This window comes from Anaerotignum neopropionicum (assembly GCF_001571775.1).
Lineage (GTDB): Bacteria > Bacillota > Clostridia > Lachnospirales > Anaerotignaceae > Chakrabartyella > Chakrabartyella neopropionicum.
Genome location: NZ_LRVM01000002.1, coordinates 365,395 through 379,398, shown reverse-complemented (window position 1 = coordinate 379,398; position 14,004 = coordinate 365,395). Strand labels below are relative to the sequence as shown.

The 14,004-nt window shown below is 37.2% G+C and carries 13 protein-coding genes and 1 pseudogene; 2 read left to right on the top strand and 12 right to left on the bottom strand.

The window, feature by feature from the left end:
* Positions 1-27 precede the first annotated feature (27 nt).
* From CLNEO_RS05510 to CLNEO_RS05465, 10 genes and pseudogenes are all read right to left on the bottom strand, one after another.
* Positions 28-1,194 (bottom strand): HipA domain-containing protein, encoded by a 1,167-nt coding sequence (locus tag CLNEO_RS05510; RefSeq protein ID WP_066085639.1) that lies wholly within the window; start codon positions 1,192-1,194, stop codon positions 28-30.
* Positions 1,195-1,281: 87 nt separating this feature from the next.
* Complete coding sequence (locus CLNEO_RS05505) at positions 1,282-1,659, bottom strand: DUF3846 domain-containing protein (protein WP_066085637.1); 378 nt, start codon at positions 1,657-1,659, stop codon at positions 1,282-1,284.
* Positions 1,660-1,791: 132 nt separating this feature from the next.
* Positions 1,792-2,163, bottom strand: a pseudogene (locus CLNEO_RS16855) (C40 family peptidase); the annotation flags it as partial.
* Positions 2,164-2,908: 745 nt separating this feature from the next.
* The gene (locus CLNEO_RS05495) at positions 2,909-3,853 is read right to left on the bottom strand and encodes a HipA domain-containing protein (protein WP_066085635.1); all 945 of its coding nucleotides are present in this window, start codon (positions 3,851-3,853) and stop codon (positions 2,909-2,911) included.
* Positions 3,846-4,298 carry a helix-turn-helix transcriptional regulator gene (locus tag CLNEO_RS05490; RefSeq protein ID WP_066085634.1) on the bottom strand — a complete coding sequence of 151 codons (453 nt, stop codon included), beginning with the start codon at positions 4,296-4,298 and terminating at the stop codon, positions 3,846-3,848. The genes CLNEO_RS05495 and CLNEO_RS05490 overlap by 8 nt, the downstream gene beginning before the upstream one ends.
* Positions 4,299-4,464: 166 nt before the next feature.
* Complete coding sequence (locus tag CLNEO_RS05485; RefSeq protein WP_083531857.1) at positions 4,465-6,249, bottom strand: recombinase family protein; 1,785 nt, start codon at positions 6,247-6,249, stop codon at positions 4,465-4,467.
* A 9-nt stretch (positions 6,250-6,258) separates the two neighbouring features.
* Entirely contained in the window at positions 6,259-7,848 is a 1,590-nt protein-coding gene (locus CLNEO_RS05480; protein WP_066085632.1) for a recombinase family protein, read from the bottom strand.
* Between the two features lie 79 nt (positions 7,849-7,927).
* Positions 7,928-8,125 carry an SHOCT domain-containing protein gene (locus CLNEO_RS05475; RefSeq protein ID WP_242864170.1) on the bottom strand — a complete coding sequence of 66 codons (198 nt, stop codon included), beginning with the start codon at positions 8,123-8,125 and terminating at the stop codon, positions 7,928-7,930.
* A gap of 593 nt (positions 8,126-8,718) precedes the next feature.
* On the bottom strand, positions 8,719-9,168 hold the full coding sequence (locus CLNEO_RS05470) for a hypothetical protein (protein ID WP_066085823.1): 450 nt from the start codon (positions 9,166-9,168) through the stop codon (positions 8,719-8,721).
* Between the two features lie 288 nt (positions 9,169-9,456).
* Positions 9,457-10,056 (bottom strand): hypothetical protein, encoded by a 600-nt coding sequence (locus CLNEO_RS05465; protein ID WP_066085628.1) that lies wholly within the window; start codon positions 10,054-10,056, stop codon positions 9,457-9,459.
* Between the two features lie 203 nt (positions 10,057-10,259).
* Between CLNEO_RS05465 and CLNEO_RS05460 the strand changes: the two genes are divergently transcribed.
* Entirely contained in the window at positions 10,260-10,664 is a 405-nt protein-coding gene (locus CLNEO_RS05460; RefSeq protein WP_066085626.1) for a helix-turn-helix domain-containing protein, read from the top strand.
* Positions 10,665-10,837: 173 nt separating this feature from the next.
* Here CLNEO_RS05460 and CLNEO_RS05455 read toward each other — a convergent pair whose 3' ends face one another.
* Both CLNEO_RS05455 and CLNEO_RS05450 read right to left on the bottom strand, forming a co-directional pair.
* The gene (locus tag CLNEO_RS05455) at positions 10,838-11,101 is read right to left on the bottom strand and encodes a helix-turn-helix domain-containing protein (RefSeq protein ID WP_066085623.1); all 264 of its coding nucleotides are present in this window, start codon (positions 11,099-11,101) and stop codon (positions 10,838-10,840) included.
* A gap of 14 nt (positions 11,102-11,115) precedes the next feature.
* Positions 11,116-12,894 (bottom strand): VirD4-like conjugal transfer protein, CD1115 family, encoded by a 1,779-nt coding sequence (locus CLNEO_RS05450; protein ID WP_456297615.1) that lies wholly within the window; start codon positions 12,892-12,894, stop codon positions 11,116-11,118.
* A gap of 291 nt (positions 12,895-13,185) precedes the next feature.
* On the opposite strand from CLNEO_RS05450, the gene CLNEO_RS05445 reads away from it, so the two are divergent.
* Entirely contained in the window at positions 13,186-14,001 is an 816-nt protein-coding gene (locus CLNEO_RS05445; RefSeq protein WP_066085618.1) for an MBL fold metallo-hydrolase, read from the top strand.
* The last annotated feature ends 3 nt before the right edge of the window (positions 14,002-14,004 follow it).

Here is a 14,004-nt window from a genome sequence, read left to right as displayed (position 1 = left end):
CGATGTGCCACATAGCTTTTTCTGTTTTTATATCATTTTGTGGGATTGCATCTGACGCTGTTCCTGCATAAGCTCTAGCAACAGCTTCGCTCTTTGCTCAAAGTTTCTAATAACAAAATGAATTCTTTCCTCATCCATAAAAGGATTTTGAGAAAGGTTAGTTCGGATTCCTTCTCTAAGTTCAAGGACACTTTCAACGTCAAATTTCTGCAAATCACTGACTAGCTTTATCTGTTTTTCATGGGTCTTGGCAAACGGTTTGCTTTCTATATCATCAACTTCTACCTTGGTTGGCATTGACATAAACAGAGAGGTACCGCTATCAAAGATAGGTGCCGTCCCCAATACCTCAAGAGTATTACTGTTTCTCACAATACCAAAGTTGTTCATGTGCCTGTCAGTGTTAGCAATCAAGAAATCTGTTACCAGAAGTTTTTCTATGTTTTCAACTGCATTCGTAATCCCTATTTTTTCGTAGGATTCTATTAAATGTTCATATGCAGAAAGGTGATTTGGTTTCTTGAAATGACTGTACACGCTCCATGCAGACACTAGCTCTGTATCCTTTGAGAGAAAGTTTTTACACAGGCTGTATGGCATTCCGTCCTCAAAAACCACTTCATATTCCACATGTGGCAAACGAAGTTTTTCCATCACCATTCCTGCTATTTTCTCATTAAACGGCTCTTGCCTAAACACACCGCTTGCTCCTTTTAGGAGGTATCTATCTTCATTTAAGATAATCCATTTCTTTTTCAACCAGCCATCAGATGTATTATCGTGAGATACTAAGCTGAAACTGTCCAGCTGTTTGCCAAACAAAATTTCTCCCATATCCTTGGAAAAGTCATTTTCAAAGAAATTAATTTTATCAAAATCAAGGTCAGAACTTTTGGTGCAAATCCAGTAGCAGTCCGATAAGCTGAGCCCATAGCATTTAAGTGCCAAACCAACTGTATTCAATTCACCTACCGCTTCAAGTACACGGTCAATGCTCTGTCGGTTTTCAGGTATACATCTGCTTTTAAACCAATGATTCATTGTTCTTCTGTCAACACTCTGATTCTCAAAACGGACTCCAAGGGGAATATGCTCCGCCTCTACAACATTGAGCACCTTCACAATTATGCTTGTTTCTTCGTCTATTTCCATCTCCAATACATTCAAATTTTTGTGCTTGAGGTAATAAATCAATTTCTCACCTACTTTCCAATCGTATCTTTTATTTTAGCCTTGTTTAAGTAAGAATTCAAACAAAATCAGCGTACAAGGCATGCTGGTTTACTTGAATTCAAAACCCATGAAGGTCATTCGTGGTTTAATCTCTGGTTCTTCCCCTGTAAAAATGGGAACATCAGAAAACATTTGCATGTATTCTTCCACCTGTTTGTTATCCAGTGAAACAAATTCACCGTCTTCACTATCACCACAAACAAAAAATGGACCACAGATAATATCTGAGCCCAAGCGTCGGTTTGGTTCCATTCCATTTAATTTTCCTTCTTCATTGACAACAGCAAGGCATCCACCATCGAGGTAAACACATTCAATAAGCCCACCAACTTCCGTTTGTAATGCCCCAAGGGTGTTATCAATTTCTTTTACCACAGGTGACTTACCTACATCCATCTTTACAACCTTAATTTTATTTTCTTTCATTCCACATTCCTCCTTATAGCATTCCTTTCTAATAGTCTGTGTTTCAATAGCAACGCATTTTCTTTTAAATATCACTTTAAGCATAAAATCATTCTTTCTGCTTTATTGGTACATCCATTTTCAAACTTCTTTTTAATTAATTTCTGGCAGTCTACCGAACCCAAGAAAATGCTTCTGCCAATACTTTGTGTTAATATCAGCATATCCAATAGGATCACCAGCATGGAGCATCTTTCCATTTCCAACATAAATCCCTATATGAGATGCCACACCTGCGCCTGCATAAGTCCCTTGGAAAAACACCAAATCACCAGGCATTACTTCAGTTTTCGGTACCAGTGCACATTGATTATAAATTCCAGTAGCAGTAGTTCGAGGGAGATTATAAACCCCCGACTGGGTATAGACCCAACAAACATATCCCGAACAATCAAAGGACGTTCTTGGATTTGAACCACCCCAAACATAGGGGTAACCCAAGTATTTTTCTGCTTCCTCAATTAGGTCTTTGTAACTGCCATCGCCAATGGGTTCACCGGGGTATTGAAATTCATCTACACCGATTGCTCCATGCCCGTACTTCACCAATGCATAAATGCGATTGGCATTCATTTGGTTTTCTGATGTCACCGTAATTTCCATCATATTTTCAATGTTTCTGTAAACAATCGAAAGGTCTGTGATGGGAACTGCTACGGTATAGGTTTCTTCGCCTTCATTTCCCTCCTCGTCCATGACGGTTCGAGTACGCTCCTCATAGGTTACAAAGCAATCTGAAAATCGCAATGTATTGATGAGAGATGGGCGGTCCTCGCCGAAATACAGAGCATAAAAAACAGCCTTAACTCTTATTGGGTCAAGGCTGTTTCCGTCTTCTGTTTGGTTGTTAATTTTGTTTATATCGTAATCCAATAGTTTGAAGCTGTACTGCATATCTTCAATATATTCTCTAAATTCTTCAGGAACATTGCCCGATATCACACCGCCATTAAAACATAAATCTATTGCTGTAGTGTTGTGGTTTGCTGTTGCAGACATGATTCCAATTAGCAGTGCAAGGATAACAATAATAGGCGAGAAGATTGCAGCAATTGTCCAACCCATGCCTCTACGGAGCTTATCATTACTCAATCCCATCACTACAGCCTTGGCAATCAAAACAGGATTTGCAATAAAAATCACCTCCAAACATAAAAACACCCACAGTTGTGAGTGTTTTCTTCGGTATCTGGTTGTTTCATAATACTTTCTACATGGAAATATCCTGGCCTGCCCCCAAAGATTTTTCCACGTCAGTCTGCTTCGTTTCTTGTTTCATTAGAAGTTCCATGCTATAATCCAAGATTTTCACCTTTCGCTCTGCAATCATCGTCTTGTAAAAATCCCTTTGTATAGGAGTAATGGCGGGAATATCCTCTACCAGTTTATTAATTTCCTTGATGTTGATTCTCTCCACTATTTTTCTCAACGCTGCATTGCATTCTTCATTTTTCAGTAAGGAAATAAAATCAAAATAAGATATTTTTTTACCGTTTTCTATAATAGAAGAGGTAGGAAAAACGAAGATACGTTGGTTTATTTCATCTTCACTGTTCAAGACCTTCTCCATATGCTCCTCATCTAATTGAGGATATAAACAGGAACCACAGTCATAAACTGGTGCAATTTCCGCAATTTGTTTCTGTTCATCTATTAAGATTCCCCAGTTGCCGTTATGACGGTCAAAATTTCCAAGCAAAGCGTCTGCAATAAACATATCCCAAAAGAATGCTCGTAATTCGCCTGATGGAATCAATGCTTGTTCATCAATGGCTTTCATAATGGAAGATAACTCCGTTCCATAGCCGCTTTGTTCACTATCCACACAGGTATTTTTAAGGTGAGCAAACTCCATCAGCCTTTTTCCTTCTTCAGTAAAATCCTTGCAGGCCACCACAACCTTTTCTTTTCCTCGTTTATCGGTGTAGGTGCCCAACATAGTTTCCTGTGCCGGTATGCCAAGTAAATGGAAGATATGGCAAGCAAGATATTCACTGATACAGCTGTTTGTATAACTCATAGCTTTGCTTTTACTAGGCACAGGTGGAAATTTCAGCATATAACTTTTACCTTCATATGAAATATTGATTTTGTTACCATTGGCTCCGCCATAAGCTTTGAACTTATTGACGGCACATGTTGTAAAATCAATCATTTAATCCCTCCTGTTCTCCGTAGAGAAATTTTTTTCTTAAATAGTTTGCTTGCTCCTCTGAAATACAACCTGCCCAAAGATCTGCATTGATAGAGCCATATAGTTCGCCCCACAGGCAATCCAAATAGGATACGTTGTCTTTTTCTCCCTTTTCATAGTCTTTGATCGCCTTTGTTAATTGCAGAGACAAGTTAGTTTCCAAATATGTTTTATCCGTTGGTTTCCCAGTTTTTTCGGGTTTAGTAGACTCTGTTTCCAGTTCCAGTATTTCTTCTATGGATAAATTCAGTGCTTTGGACAGCTTTGAAAGCGTCTCTGCACTGCATCGGTTAAGGCTTGTTTTTCCAGAACAAATATCTGCAAGGGTTGCCCACGGGACACCGCTTGTTTTAGATAAGCTGTATCGTGACAATCCCTTTTCTTTTAATAATTCAATAATTGTCATTGTATATCACCCATATTCAATATATCGGTAACCCGATATATTGTCAAGGTGATTTCTCCATTTTTATTTCTGACCATATCGATAAAATTCCTTTAAACAATATTTTCTAAATAGTCAATAAAATGCTATCATCTTTCTATCATATCTTGTTGCCATATTCCCATTACTATCTCCCACCAGCCTTCCCAAACAATTTTTCCTTGTATGTCGGAGCATGAACCACTAGGTTATATCGCTCGTTACCGCATTTATACAAACATATGCCACGCTGAGGGAATTTAATAAGATTGTATTCGCTTTCTTCAAGCTGTAAGGTATCCATATAAAACTTCGCATCAACAGCACCTGCATTGAATAAAAAATGGTGTGTTGGGATGGAGAACAATGGCTTTGTCATCTCACGAATGCCTTCAATATTAAAGTCCTCCAAATTCTGACTGGACAGAATCACGGAGGACTCTTTTTTTCGTACTCTTTTCATAAAGTTTCTGATGTACTCAATGGCAGTCATGTTTGTAAGAAATAAATACAGCTCGTCAATGGCGGCCGCCGTATGCCCCTCGGTAAGAAGTTTGTCACTCATAAAGGATAGTACATTGAACAGCAAAGCATTCTTCACATTCTTACTTGCATTTAATAAACCTTTTACACCAAACACAATAAATCTGTTTGAAGTGATATTGGTGTGTCCGTTAAAGAACTTACTCTCTGCACCCTTACACATAGAATGCAGTCCCAGTAGAATTTCCTGTAACAATTCAGCGGTGTACAGCTGATATTTTTCCTTGTCATAGTCTTTATACTCTTTTTCAATCAAAGCATAAAGATCAGACAGGATGGGATAGTCCTTAGACTCAAGGGATGCAAAGTCGGTGCTATCACTGATATTCAAATTGGAATATAATATGCCAAGCATAATTTCAATGACATCAATATGCCTGTCATCAAAGTCTTTATAGCAACGGAAAAAATCTTTTAAAAAACTGATGTGCTGACTGAGTTTGGTTGCTTGTCTGAATGCAATGGGTGCATCCTTATCCTGTGGTGAGCCACCATCATCCCAGCTTTTCGGCTCCAAAGGGTTTATCATATACTGCCCGCTCATCAAATCCACAAAACAACCACCTAAATTTTCTGCAAGCTCACCGAATTCATGCTCTGGATCAAGGCATATTACGCTTTTACCCGACTCTAAGATATTACATAAAATCAGCTTGAGAAGATAGCTTTTACCTTGTCCCGAGTTGCCTAATATGAGGATACAAGGATTGGTTTTGCCATCATCTCGTTTATCAAAATCCACAAGAATGTTACTGCCAAACTTATCTCTGCCCAAATAAAACCCGTTGCTGTCTGTTTTCCCCGAATAATTAAAGGGATACAGATTTGCAACAGAGGAGGCAGGGAGGACTCGTTCAAACTGACTGGCAAAAATGTTTCTTCCAGATGGACCAACGCAGAAAAAACCTTGTTGCTGACGGAGCAACAATCTGTCTACATTTAGCTTGCTTCGAATAAGTTCTGTCAAAACATCAGTTTGTAATAGCTTTAGGTTGTCATACGGTTCGCCACATTCACCACAGTATATCTTGTTTGAAAATAGACTTCGATTTTTCATGCTGTTTGGCTGTGTTGTACGTCCAAGCTGATTTTCTGTCTGCTTTCTCTTGACTTGTACCTCATCGAAGATGGCTTTGTCAATCAATTCAGGGTAAAACTCATCACCCTTGTATTTAGTATTATCCAGTATTCTTCCTACTGCACTGTGTGTCCAATTGGTTTTGTTATTTGCATTTGGAACTTCTTTTTCACTCAGTGCTTTTGCTATAGCTACTAAAGATTTTCCTTTTAGGTATTCCGAATATATCTTTTTTACAATTTTAGATTTTTCTTTATCTATCTGTATTTTCCCATTTACCATTTTATAGCCTATTGGCATATGTGTTTGCATGTTCGTGTTTCACCTCTTTGCTATGTATTCTGTAAATTCAAGGTGATTAATCAGTCTGAATGTAATATCACCGTTTTTTCCCACTAGGACTTTATCTACCGTATGGATAAACAGTTCTTCTTGGTACTCATCCATGATTACAGGATTGTATTTTATGATTTGTAGTATCCTATTTGTCCCCTCAATCTCTTTTTCATAGCCATTACTTTCAAGGAGAACATTTCTCCTTTTCTTGTATTCCTCAATTTCGATGTTAATGGCATTCTGCTTTTCCATAAAAATAGCAGAGTCCATATATCCTTTTATCATCACTCGATGTAGGATATGGCTCTGCTCCATTAACTCCGATATTTTATTGTTTAGTCTCAGAATTTCCTCTTCCTGTTCTTTATTCACCCTTAGCTTTTTTAAGGATTCCAAGAGTGGGTAAAGGATTTCAATATGGTTGCTTACAAGCTTATTCCACATGGTTAGAAATGCATCTTTGATAATATCCTCTCTTACTGCTTTCATGGTACAATTTTTTCTATCTTTTATGTGGTTGACACAGCACCATTGTATCTTCTCGTAAGGCTTGCCGATATAAATTTTTTGTCTGCGAAAAATCCCGCCGCACTCTTTGCAGATGATTTTACTGCTGAATTCATAGCGGTTTTGGTATTTATCGCTGTCATCCATGCCCATCTGGGCTCTTCGGTACTCATAAATCTCTTGAACTCTTTCTTCTTGTTCCATTGTAATAATGGGCTTATGACTATCTTTCACGGAGTACATGGGTAGTTCTCCATGGTTTATCTTCTTTGTGAAAGGGAGTACGTCTGTAGTATATGTTTTTTGCAGCAACAATTCTCCCGAGTAAATTGGATTTTGAAGTATCTGTTTTATCACGCCTTCGTTCCATTTTTCTGCTATTCGAATAGTTGGTATGTTGTCACAAGTTAAATCTCTGGCGATTGCATAACTGCCTTTACCGCTTAAGTATTCGTTATAAATTCGTCGGATAATTCCAGCTTCATCCTCTTTGATGATAAGCTCCCCGTTTTCATCTTTGGCATATCCATATGCCACACTGCTTGGTATGTAACTTCCATCACCAAACCTCTTGTGAATGCCCCAGCGAACATTTGTTGATATGTTTTCTGATTCACCTTGGGCGATAGAGCTTAGAATGGTCAGCATTTGCTCACTCTGCTCCGATATAGTATTGATATTCTCTTTTTCAAAATATACCGAAACCCCAAGAGCTTTCAGTGTTCGAATTGTTTCGATACTGTCTACGGTATTTCTTGCAAACCTAGTAATGGATTTTGTAATGATAAGGTCGATGTTTCCTTTCTCACATTCCCTAATCATTCTCTGAAACTCATCCCGATTTTTAACCTTTGTGCCGCTCGATTCATCTGCAAATATTCCAGTAAACTCCCATTCTCCTCGTTTCTTAATATATTCTTTATAGTATTTTGTTTGAGCAACATAGGAAGTATGTTGTTTTGTACTGTCAGTACTGACTCTGCAGTAGGCACAAACTCTTTTCTTTGGTCTTAATTCCTTCAAGACTTTCTGCCTTACAGGTTCTATTGTTTTAACCATTTTCGTCATGAGTTTTCCTCCTTTCCCAGCAGTAAGCTCGCTGTTCGTAACACACAATACCCCAAAGCAATTATAATATCAAGTGTTATTACACATATACTTTTGCAAGACATGGAGAAAAGGATTGGCGGTTTAGTTCATCGATTTGTGCATACTCAACATCAGAAACAATGCCTTTTCTCTTAAGAATATCAAGAAGCTTAATAGACATTTTATAGTTCACCTCATTTTGAGATTGTTCCATTGTCATTTCATGCTCTTTTGCTTCTTCAGCACCTATTTTCATTAAGTCCACATTCTTTCCCCCATCCCCATATAGTTTTTCTTAATACCACAAAAATAGGGATTACCACTGTATTGATATGTAATTACAAAAGCAGATAAAAAAATGGTAATCCCCATTGCTTCTGACATTAAGTCAGTTGTTTTTATTTCTGTATTTTATTTCATACTATTTCCCAAGTACTGGGCGATTTACATAAACTGAGAGTAGTTAATTCTCATCATAGGATTCTCACCTCCTGCAGGATCTCTTCAGGCTGCCCCCATTGCGATGTCTGTGGCTGGACAGAAGTATCATTATAGGCTGTATAAGGTTATGGCAATACAATCCACTACGAATTGTTTCATGAACAGACGGACCCGCTCGCTCCTTATATTGGACGCATTTATAAAATTCAGAAGAAAAAATCCATCTTCATGGATTTTCTGATTTTACAGGAGGTCACAGCGCATCTTTCACAGTTGCTTTTCCGACTAAGGCTTATCAGCTAATGTATTTATGAAATCGAATATTTAATTTTCAAGGTATTTTGAGAGAACAAAAATCCCCCCTCACTTACTTCAACGCTAAGTGAGGGGGGTGCACACCCAGAATATTTATTTTGTCATTAAATATTTTAGTTTTTTAATAATTCTTTTCTTTCTCTTATGTACCGCATTGTGATAAACCCCTAATCTTTCTGCGTATTCACGTTCACTTTTCTCCTCATAAAAAAGAGCATTTATCAGCTCCAGCTCTTCCAAGGTAAGAAATTTAAAATTTACAAGAAGCTTTTCAATCATAACTTCCTCAATTGCTAATTCTTCCACAGTGGCTCCCTCATCACAGAATTGTACTCCCGATTCCATTAAACGCTCTAATGAATCCTCTCTGCTTGGAACAAAATAAACCTTTTCCTGGGCTTCATCTACTATAAAAGTTTCACACTTTAAGTCATACTCTTGATAAATAGCTTTTCTTGCCCCTTGTTTTAGAACCTTTATAACTTCATCATTTGCACTTGGATACATCTTTTTATAATTTGGTATCCTTTTATTTGCCGCCATTTGCTTCCCTCCGTTTCTAAATTTTGAAATACCTGAAATCAAAATCAGAAAGGTGGAGAGCGACACCGGAACAAACGATTGGACTTTTCCATTTTCCCTCCTAAAAATGGGCACAAAAAAAGCCGAGAATAACATTTCTGTCACTCTCGGCTCTCTTATAGCCGTATTATGAAAAATGGGCATAAAAAAGCCCCGACTAATTATAGTCGAGGCTTATCTATTATTTTATTTCGTACCCATCCCACAATACAGATTATAAGTTATGCAATGTTCAAAGTCAGTACGTGGTTAGTATGCACTAAGTTCGCACTGTGTCTGAATTTTATCTTCTTTTTTAAAGAAGCTATTATTATCTTCTTCTCCGAAGTTGTTAGTTAAAACAGACTTATATTTTGGAAGTGCATACCCCCAAAGTGCAACACCAAATAACTTAATTGCTTCTTTTTTTCTTACATAAAAGCTCGTTCTTTCCATCATTAAGCATTCAAGCAATTCATGTTCGTTTAGTGTGTTAGAATTTATATAGCATTTTGATAATATTTCATGATAAAGCTTTCCGTGCACAGGGTAATCATATATTTTAATCATTGCCGTATCAATAAGCTCAATCATCCATGAAGTTTCAAATATATATGAAACCCTATCCTTGAAGTCCGCTCTTTGCTCTGATGGTGCAAAGTCAGATAAATATGTTAACGCAGCATTTAAATCATTGCTATAATAAGATTCACATACATCTTTTATGTATTCGACCTCTTTCAGAGTTTTCCATACAACATCACGATAAATATCCAACAGCAACTTAGACTTATGAAAAACTTGCTCTTCATCAAGATTCATGCCTTCATACATAAGCGAAATATTTCTCATTGTTCTGGTAACTCTCATAGCAGACCTCCGTTTTTAATTAGTATACTTTATGATCAGTAATACTCCCCCATATCGTTAAATTGATTGACAAACTATGAAGATTAAAGTAATATTATTGTGCAGTTTATCTTCATATCAATTATTATATGAAGATTTCCTTTATTTGTCAATACAATACAACATATTTCGTGATATTTTGCTTTGAATATTAGGAGGATTATATGAAGTTTGGAGAGAAAGTTAAAAATTTGCGAAAGGATAAAGGGCTTACACAAACGGACTTAGCAAAACAACTTGGTGTTTCACTACGCACAGTAATCAGCTATGAAACTGGGAAAAGCTACCCCAAAAGAAGAGATATATATGCCATCCTTGCAGATTGTTTTCATATTGACGTAAATTATTTACTCACGGAAGATGAAGATTTTATTGGGGAAACCAAAGAAAAATACGATATTCAATGTCCAAAACCAGCTCATGAATTAGTGGCTGAGATACGAGGTTTATTTACAGGTTGTGAATTGTCAGAAGCAGAAAAAGATGCTCTTATGCAAGCACTACAGCAAGCTTATTGGGATTCAAAGAAAGTTAGTAAAAAATATAGTTCAAAGAAATTAAGACCTTAAATCATCTTTTTTCTTTCTCTTATTCTTTAGTTAAATTTCTTTCTCTGCTATAAATTATTCTTAAAGTGACTCCTTCTGGATAGTTCACTATGAACATAGGCTGCGTTCATAAATCAGACCTATTACCCTCTAGGCGGAAAGTTTTTTATTTTCAAAATTCAGGCATCCTCTTACTATTTCTGCTCTTTCAAAAAATATCGATTGGAAGTGTGACTTCCGTTTTCTCTGTATCGATATTCTTTAGAAAGCAAGCCATAACGAATTAAATCCGCTATGGCTCTTTTTACGGTACTGATTGACATTGAGGTGTCTTTTGCAATTGTTTTGACAGCCGGCCAGCATTCCCCATCCTTATTACTGCGGTCCTTTAAATACATGTAGACAATCTTTGCCCTTGATGGCAAATCCTCACGATAAAGATTTCCGAAAAAGCTCATATTCCCCCTCTTTCTTACGGTTTAAATACCGCTTTGCCTTTTGATACGACTACTTCTGCATGCCCCGTTGTAGCAGTATTATTTAAACCTCCATGTTTCTTATTTGCAGTAAATACGGACTCATCTTCAACATCAATGGAGCAAAAGGATTTGATAATGTTCTGCTCTAATTCTTCTTTGTCTGCATAGTAAACCCTACGATGTGATTTTTCCTCAGATTCATATGGTTTTTCAAAAGTAATGCCCCAATCAAGAAATAACCTTAACTTCGTCTGAATAGGATGAGCTCCTGTTTTCATTACTACAAAGCTGCCCTTTGGCAATGACTTTAGTTCATCTGCGGTTAAGAGCGGTCTTTCTATCATCTGCAAAGATTGTGACGGATCATTTTTACCACGACTGATACTGCCACTCATTACAGTTCTGCTACCCAACGCTTTGGATAGCACTTGAGCTGTCTCGGAGTTAGGTGCAAAGCCACCGAAAATCGTCAGCTGACAATTGTCCGTAATAATCTCACTACCTTCTTTGCCATAGTTTTTATCAAGCTGGGCAAAGGATTGAATAATTGGGACAACAGATATTCTTCGAGACCGACCCGCAGACAACATCATTTCAAATGATTCAATTTTGGGTATCGTTCCAATCTCATCAGCATAAATCATCACACGGTTAGGAAGTTTACCGCCGTGTTCATCTGCTACCACAAGCATTTCACGATAGAACTGCTGTAAGAATAATGACACCATAAAATATTTTGTGTTGTCCTCTTCTGGGAGTATAAGAAATATTGCCGATTTTTCTTTACAGAAAGTTTCAGCATCAATGGATGAATGAAAACAAAGAATCTGTTCCATTTCTGTATCTAAAAATGCATTGAGACGTGACAATACTGTGGAGAGCACAGATGCCATTGCTTGTTCCGCTGAGTTAAGTGCCGCTCCGGCAAACCATTTTGCTTTATGGTTTGATGGCAGTTTGTCCATTAAAAGCTGAAATTGACTCTTCCCCTTCACTTGACTTGGTGCCATTAGATCTTGAACCATCTTAAACACAGAAACAATATGTCTTTTATCTACTAACTGTCCGTCAATCTCAGTTGGTGGTAAGTATTCTGCAATGAGTAATATCACCGCTGTAAGAAGCCCCTCTGCAGCATCATAGAAAAATGCATTTTGCCCCATTGCGGCATTATTGCCATCGGGGGATACAATCGTTTTGGAAATAATCTTTGCATACTTTTCAGCCTTTGCCCTTGCGGAAAAGTTGGCATTATCTTGTCGATACAAATCCATATATTTATTTACCAGATGCAGAAGATTGTTTCCGTCACTGCGTGTAGGATTACGCAAATCAAGAACAGTAATGTTATATCCGTAATTCTCTTTTGCGATGGATCCGTAGTTTCGAGCGAGATCCCCCTTGGTATCGGTAGTAATGAAGCTCATACCACTGGCACAGGCATATTCTAGGTTTGGATAAAGGAAAAATGCAGTTTTACCAACACCCGCAGCACCAATCATTAAGCAGTGTACATCGCCTGTGTCTACAAGTGCAGTAACCGCACTCTTTTTCCCAGTTGAACCGATAACTAAGCCTTGCTCCGTTGGAAGGTTTTCCCCTTTTCTCCATTTAGCAACTTGAAATGCTACAGGATGATAAATATTAATAATTTCCTTTTTGGTTGCAAACCTTGCGACACCGTACTGACCGTCACCTACGGTTTTAGATTTGATTCCATTAAGTGTATAGTAATGGGCAATGAGAGATAGTCCGCCAATGACCATAAACATTAAAGCAGTCACTGATATTAAAATAGTAATTTGTTCGTTCATAAAGGGTTCCTTTCTTTTTCAATTTTTTTGCAGTATAATGTTAAAAAGCAATTGCATTGCAATTAGTTATTGAAGATAATCTCCATTTTTCAAAGTATAATTTTTTGTAGATGAATGGAGTATGTTTAAATCAGTATATAAAGATAGATATCGTGAGGTGAATCATGAAAATATATTTAAAAATGCACCCAAAGAATCGTTTACCCTCTGTATGACTTTAAAATAAATTGTACAGAGGAGCAATCAAAAATGAATAGATTAAACAAACCAATCATCACAAAAGAAACCATCAAAGCAATGGAGGATATGTCATTTTTTACCCATGCTCTCATTTTTGATGATTTACTAATTATTGCGCAAAAAGAAACTAATTGTTTCGTATTAAAAACCAATGATGGACTGATAGTGATAGATGCTATTTGGCCAGCAAAAATAGTTTTTGATGCGATAGTAGATGCGATTAAATCTGTAGGTTGGAATCCAGATACCATAAAGAAATTAGTCTTAACACACGGACATGTTGATCATACCGGTTGCGGAAAGTACTTTGTAGAAACATATAACGCAGAAACATATCTTTCTGAAGTGGATGATATCTTTTGGAAAGAACATCCGACGAAACCCGAACGCCCAGAAACGTGGAAAAATTATCAGATTGATACTTATATACAAGATGGAGATACCATAACCCTTGGCGATAAGACAATATATGTTTACGGTACTCCAGGCCATACTCCCGGATGCTTAAGTTATATATTCCCAGTGAAAGAAGCTGGCGAAACTCATATGGCAGCACTATGGGGCGGCACTACTCCTCCATGGACTAAGAATGGAGTTGAACAATATCTAAAATCCCTAGACTATTTTATTCGTGAGGCAAATAACAAAAAAGTGGATGTAGCGTTAAGCAATCATACCGCCATTGATAATGGGCTAGAGCGAATTTTGTATTCGAAAAAAAGAATGTCCTATATGCCAAATATTTATATTATAGGGCAAGACGCATTTCAAAAATATTGTACGGTGTTTCAAACATTAAGTTTTGAAATGCTAGATAGATTATAAACT

Excerpts from the sequence above, each read along its gene's own strand:
- CLNEO_RS05475 (WP_242864170.1), bottom strand. The coding sequence starts at position 8,125 with ATGAAAATAGGTGCTGAAGAAGCAAAAGAGCATGAAATGACAATGGAA.
- CLNEO_RS05455 (WP_066085623.1), bottom strand. The coding sequence starts at position 11,101 with ATGAGCTTTTTCGGAAATCTTTATCGTGAGGATTTGCCATCAAGGGCA.
- CLNEO_RS05460 (WP_066085626.1), top strand. The coding sequence starts at position 10,260 with ATGAAGTTTGGAGAGAAAGTTAAAAATTTGCGAAAGGATAAAGGGCTT.
- CLNEO_RS05485 (WP_083531857.1), bottom strand. The coding sequence starts at position 6,249 with ATGCAAACACATATGCCAATAGGCTATAAAATGGTAAATGGGAAAATA.
- CLNEO_RS05480 (WP_066085632.1), bottom strand. The coding sequence starts at position 7,848 with ATGACGAAAATGGTTAAAACAATAGAACCTGTAAGGCAGAAAGTCTTG.
- CLNEO_RS05495 (WP_066085635.1), bottom strand. The coding sequence starts at position 3,853 with ATGATTGATTTTACAACATGTGCCGTCAATAAGTTCAAAGCTTATGGC.
- CLNEO_RS05490 (WP_066085634.1), bottom strand. The coding sequence starts at position 4,298 with ATGACAATTATTGAATTATTAAAAGAAAAGGGATTGTCACGATACAGC.
- CLNEO_RS05505 (WP_066085637.1), bottom strand. The coding sequence starts at position 1,659 with ATGAAAGAAAATAAAATTAAGGTTGTAAAGATGGATGTAGGTAAGTCA.
- CLNEO_RS05465 (WP_066085628.1), bottom strand. The coding sequence starts at position 10,056 with ATGAGAGTTACCAGAACAATGAGAAATATTTCGCTTATGTATGAAGGC.
- CLNEO_RS05470 (WP_066085823.1), bottom strand. The coding sequence starts at position 9,168 with ATGGCGGCAAATAAAAGGATACCAAATTATAAAAAGATGTATCCAAGT.
- CLNEO_RS05450 (WP_456297615.1), bottom strand. The coding sequence starts at position 12,894 with ATGTTTATGGTCATTGGCGGACTATCTCTCATTGCCCATTACTATACA.
- CLNEO_RS05445 (WP_066085618.1), top strand. The coding sequence starts at position 13,186 with ATGAATAGATTAAACAAACCAATCATCACAAAAGAAACCATCAAAGCA.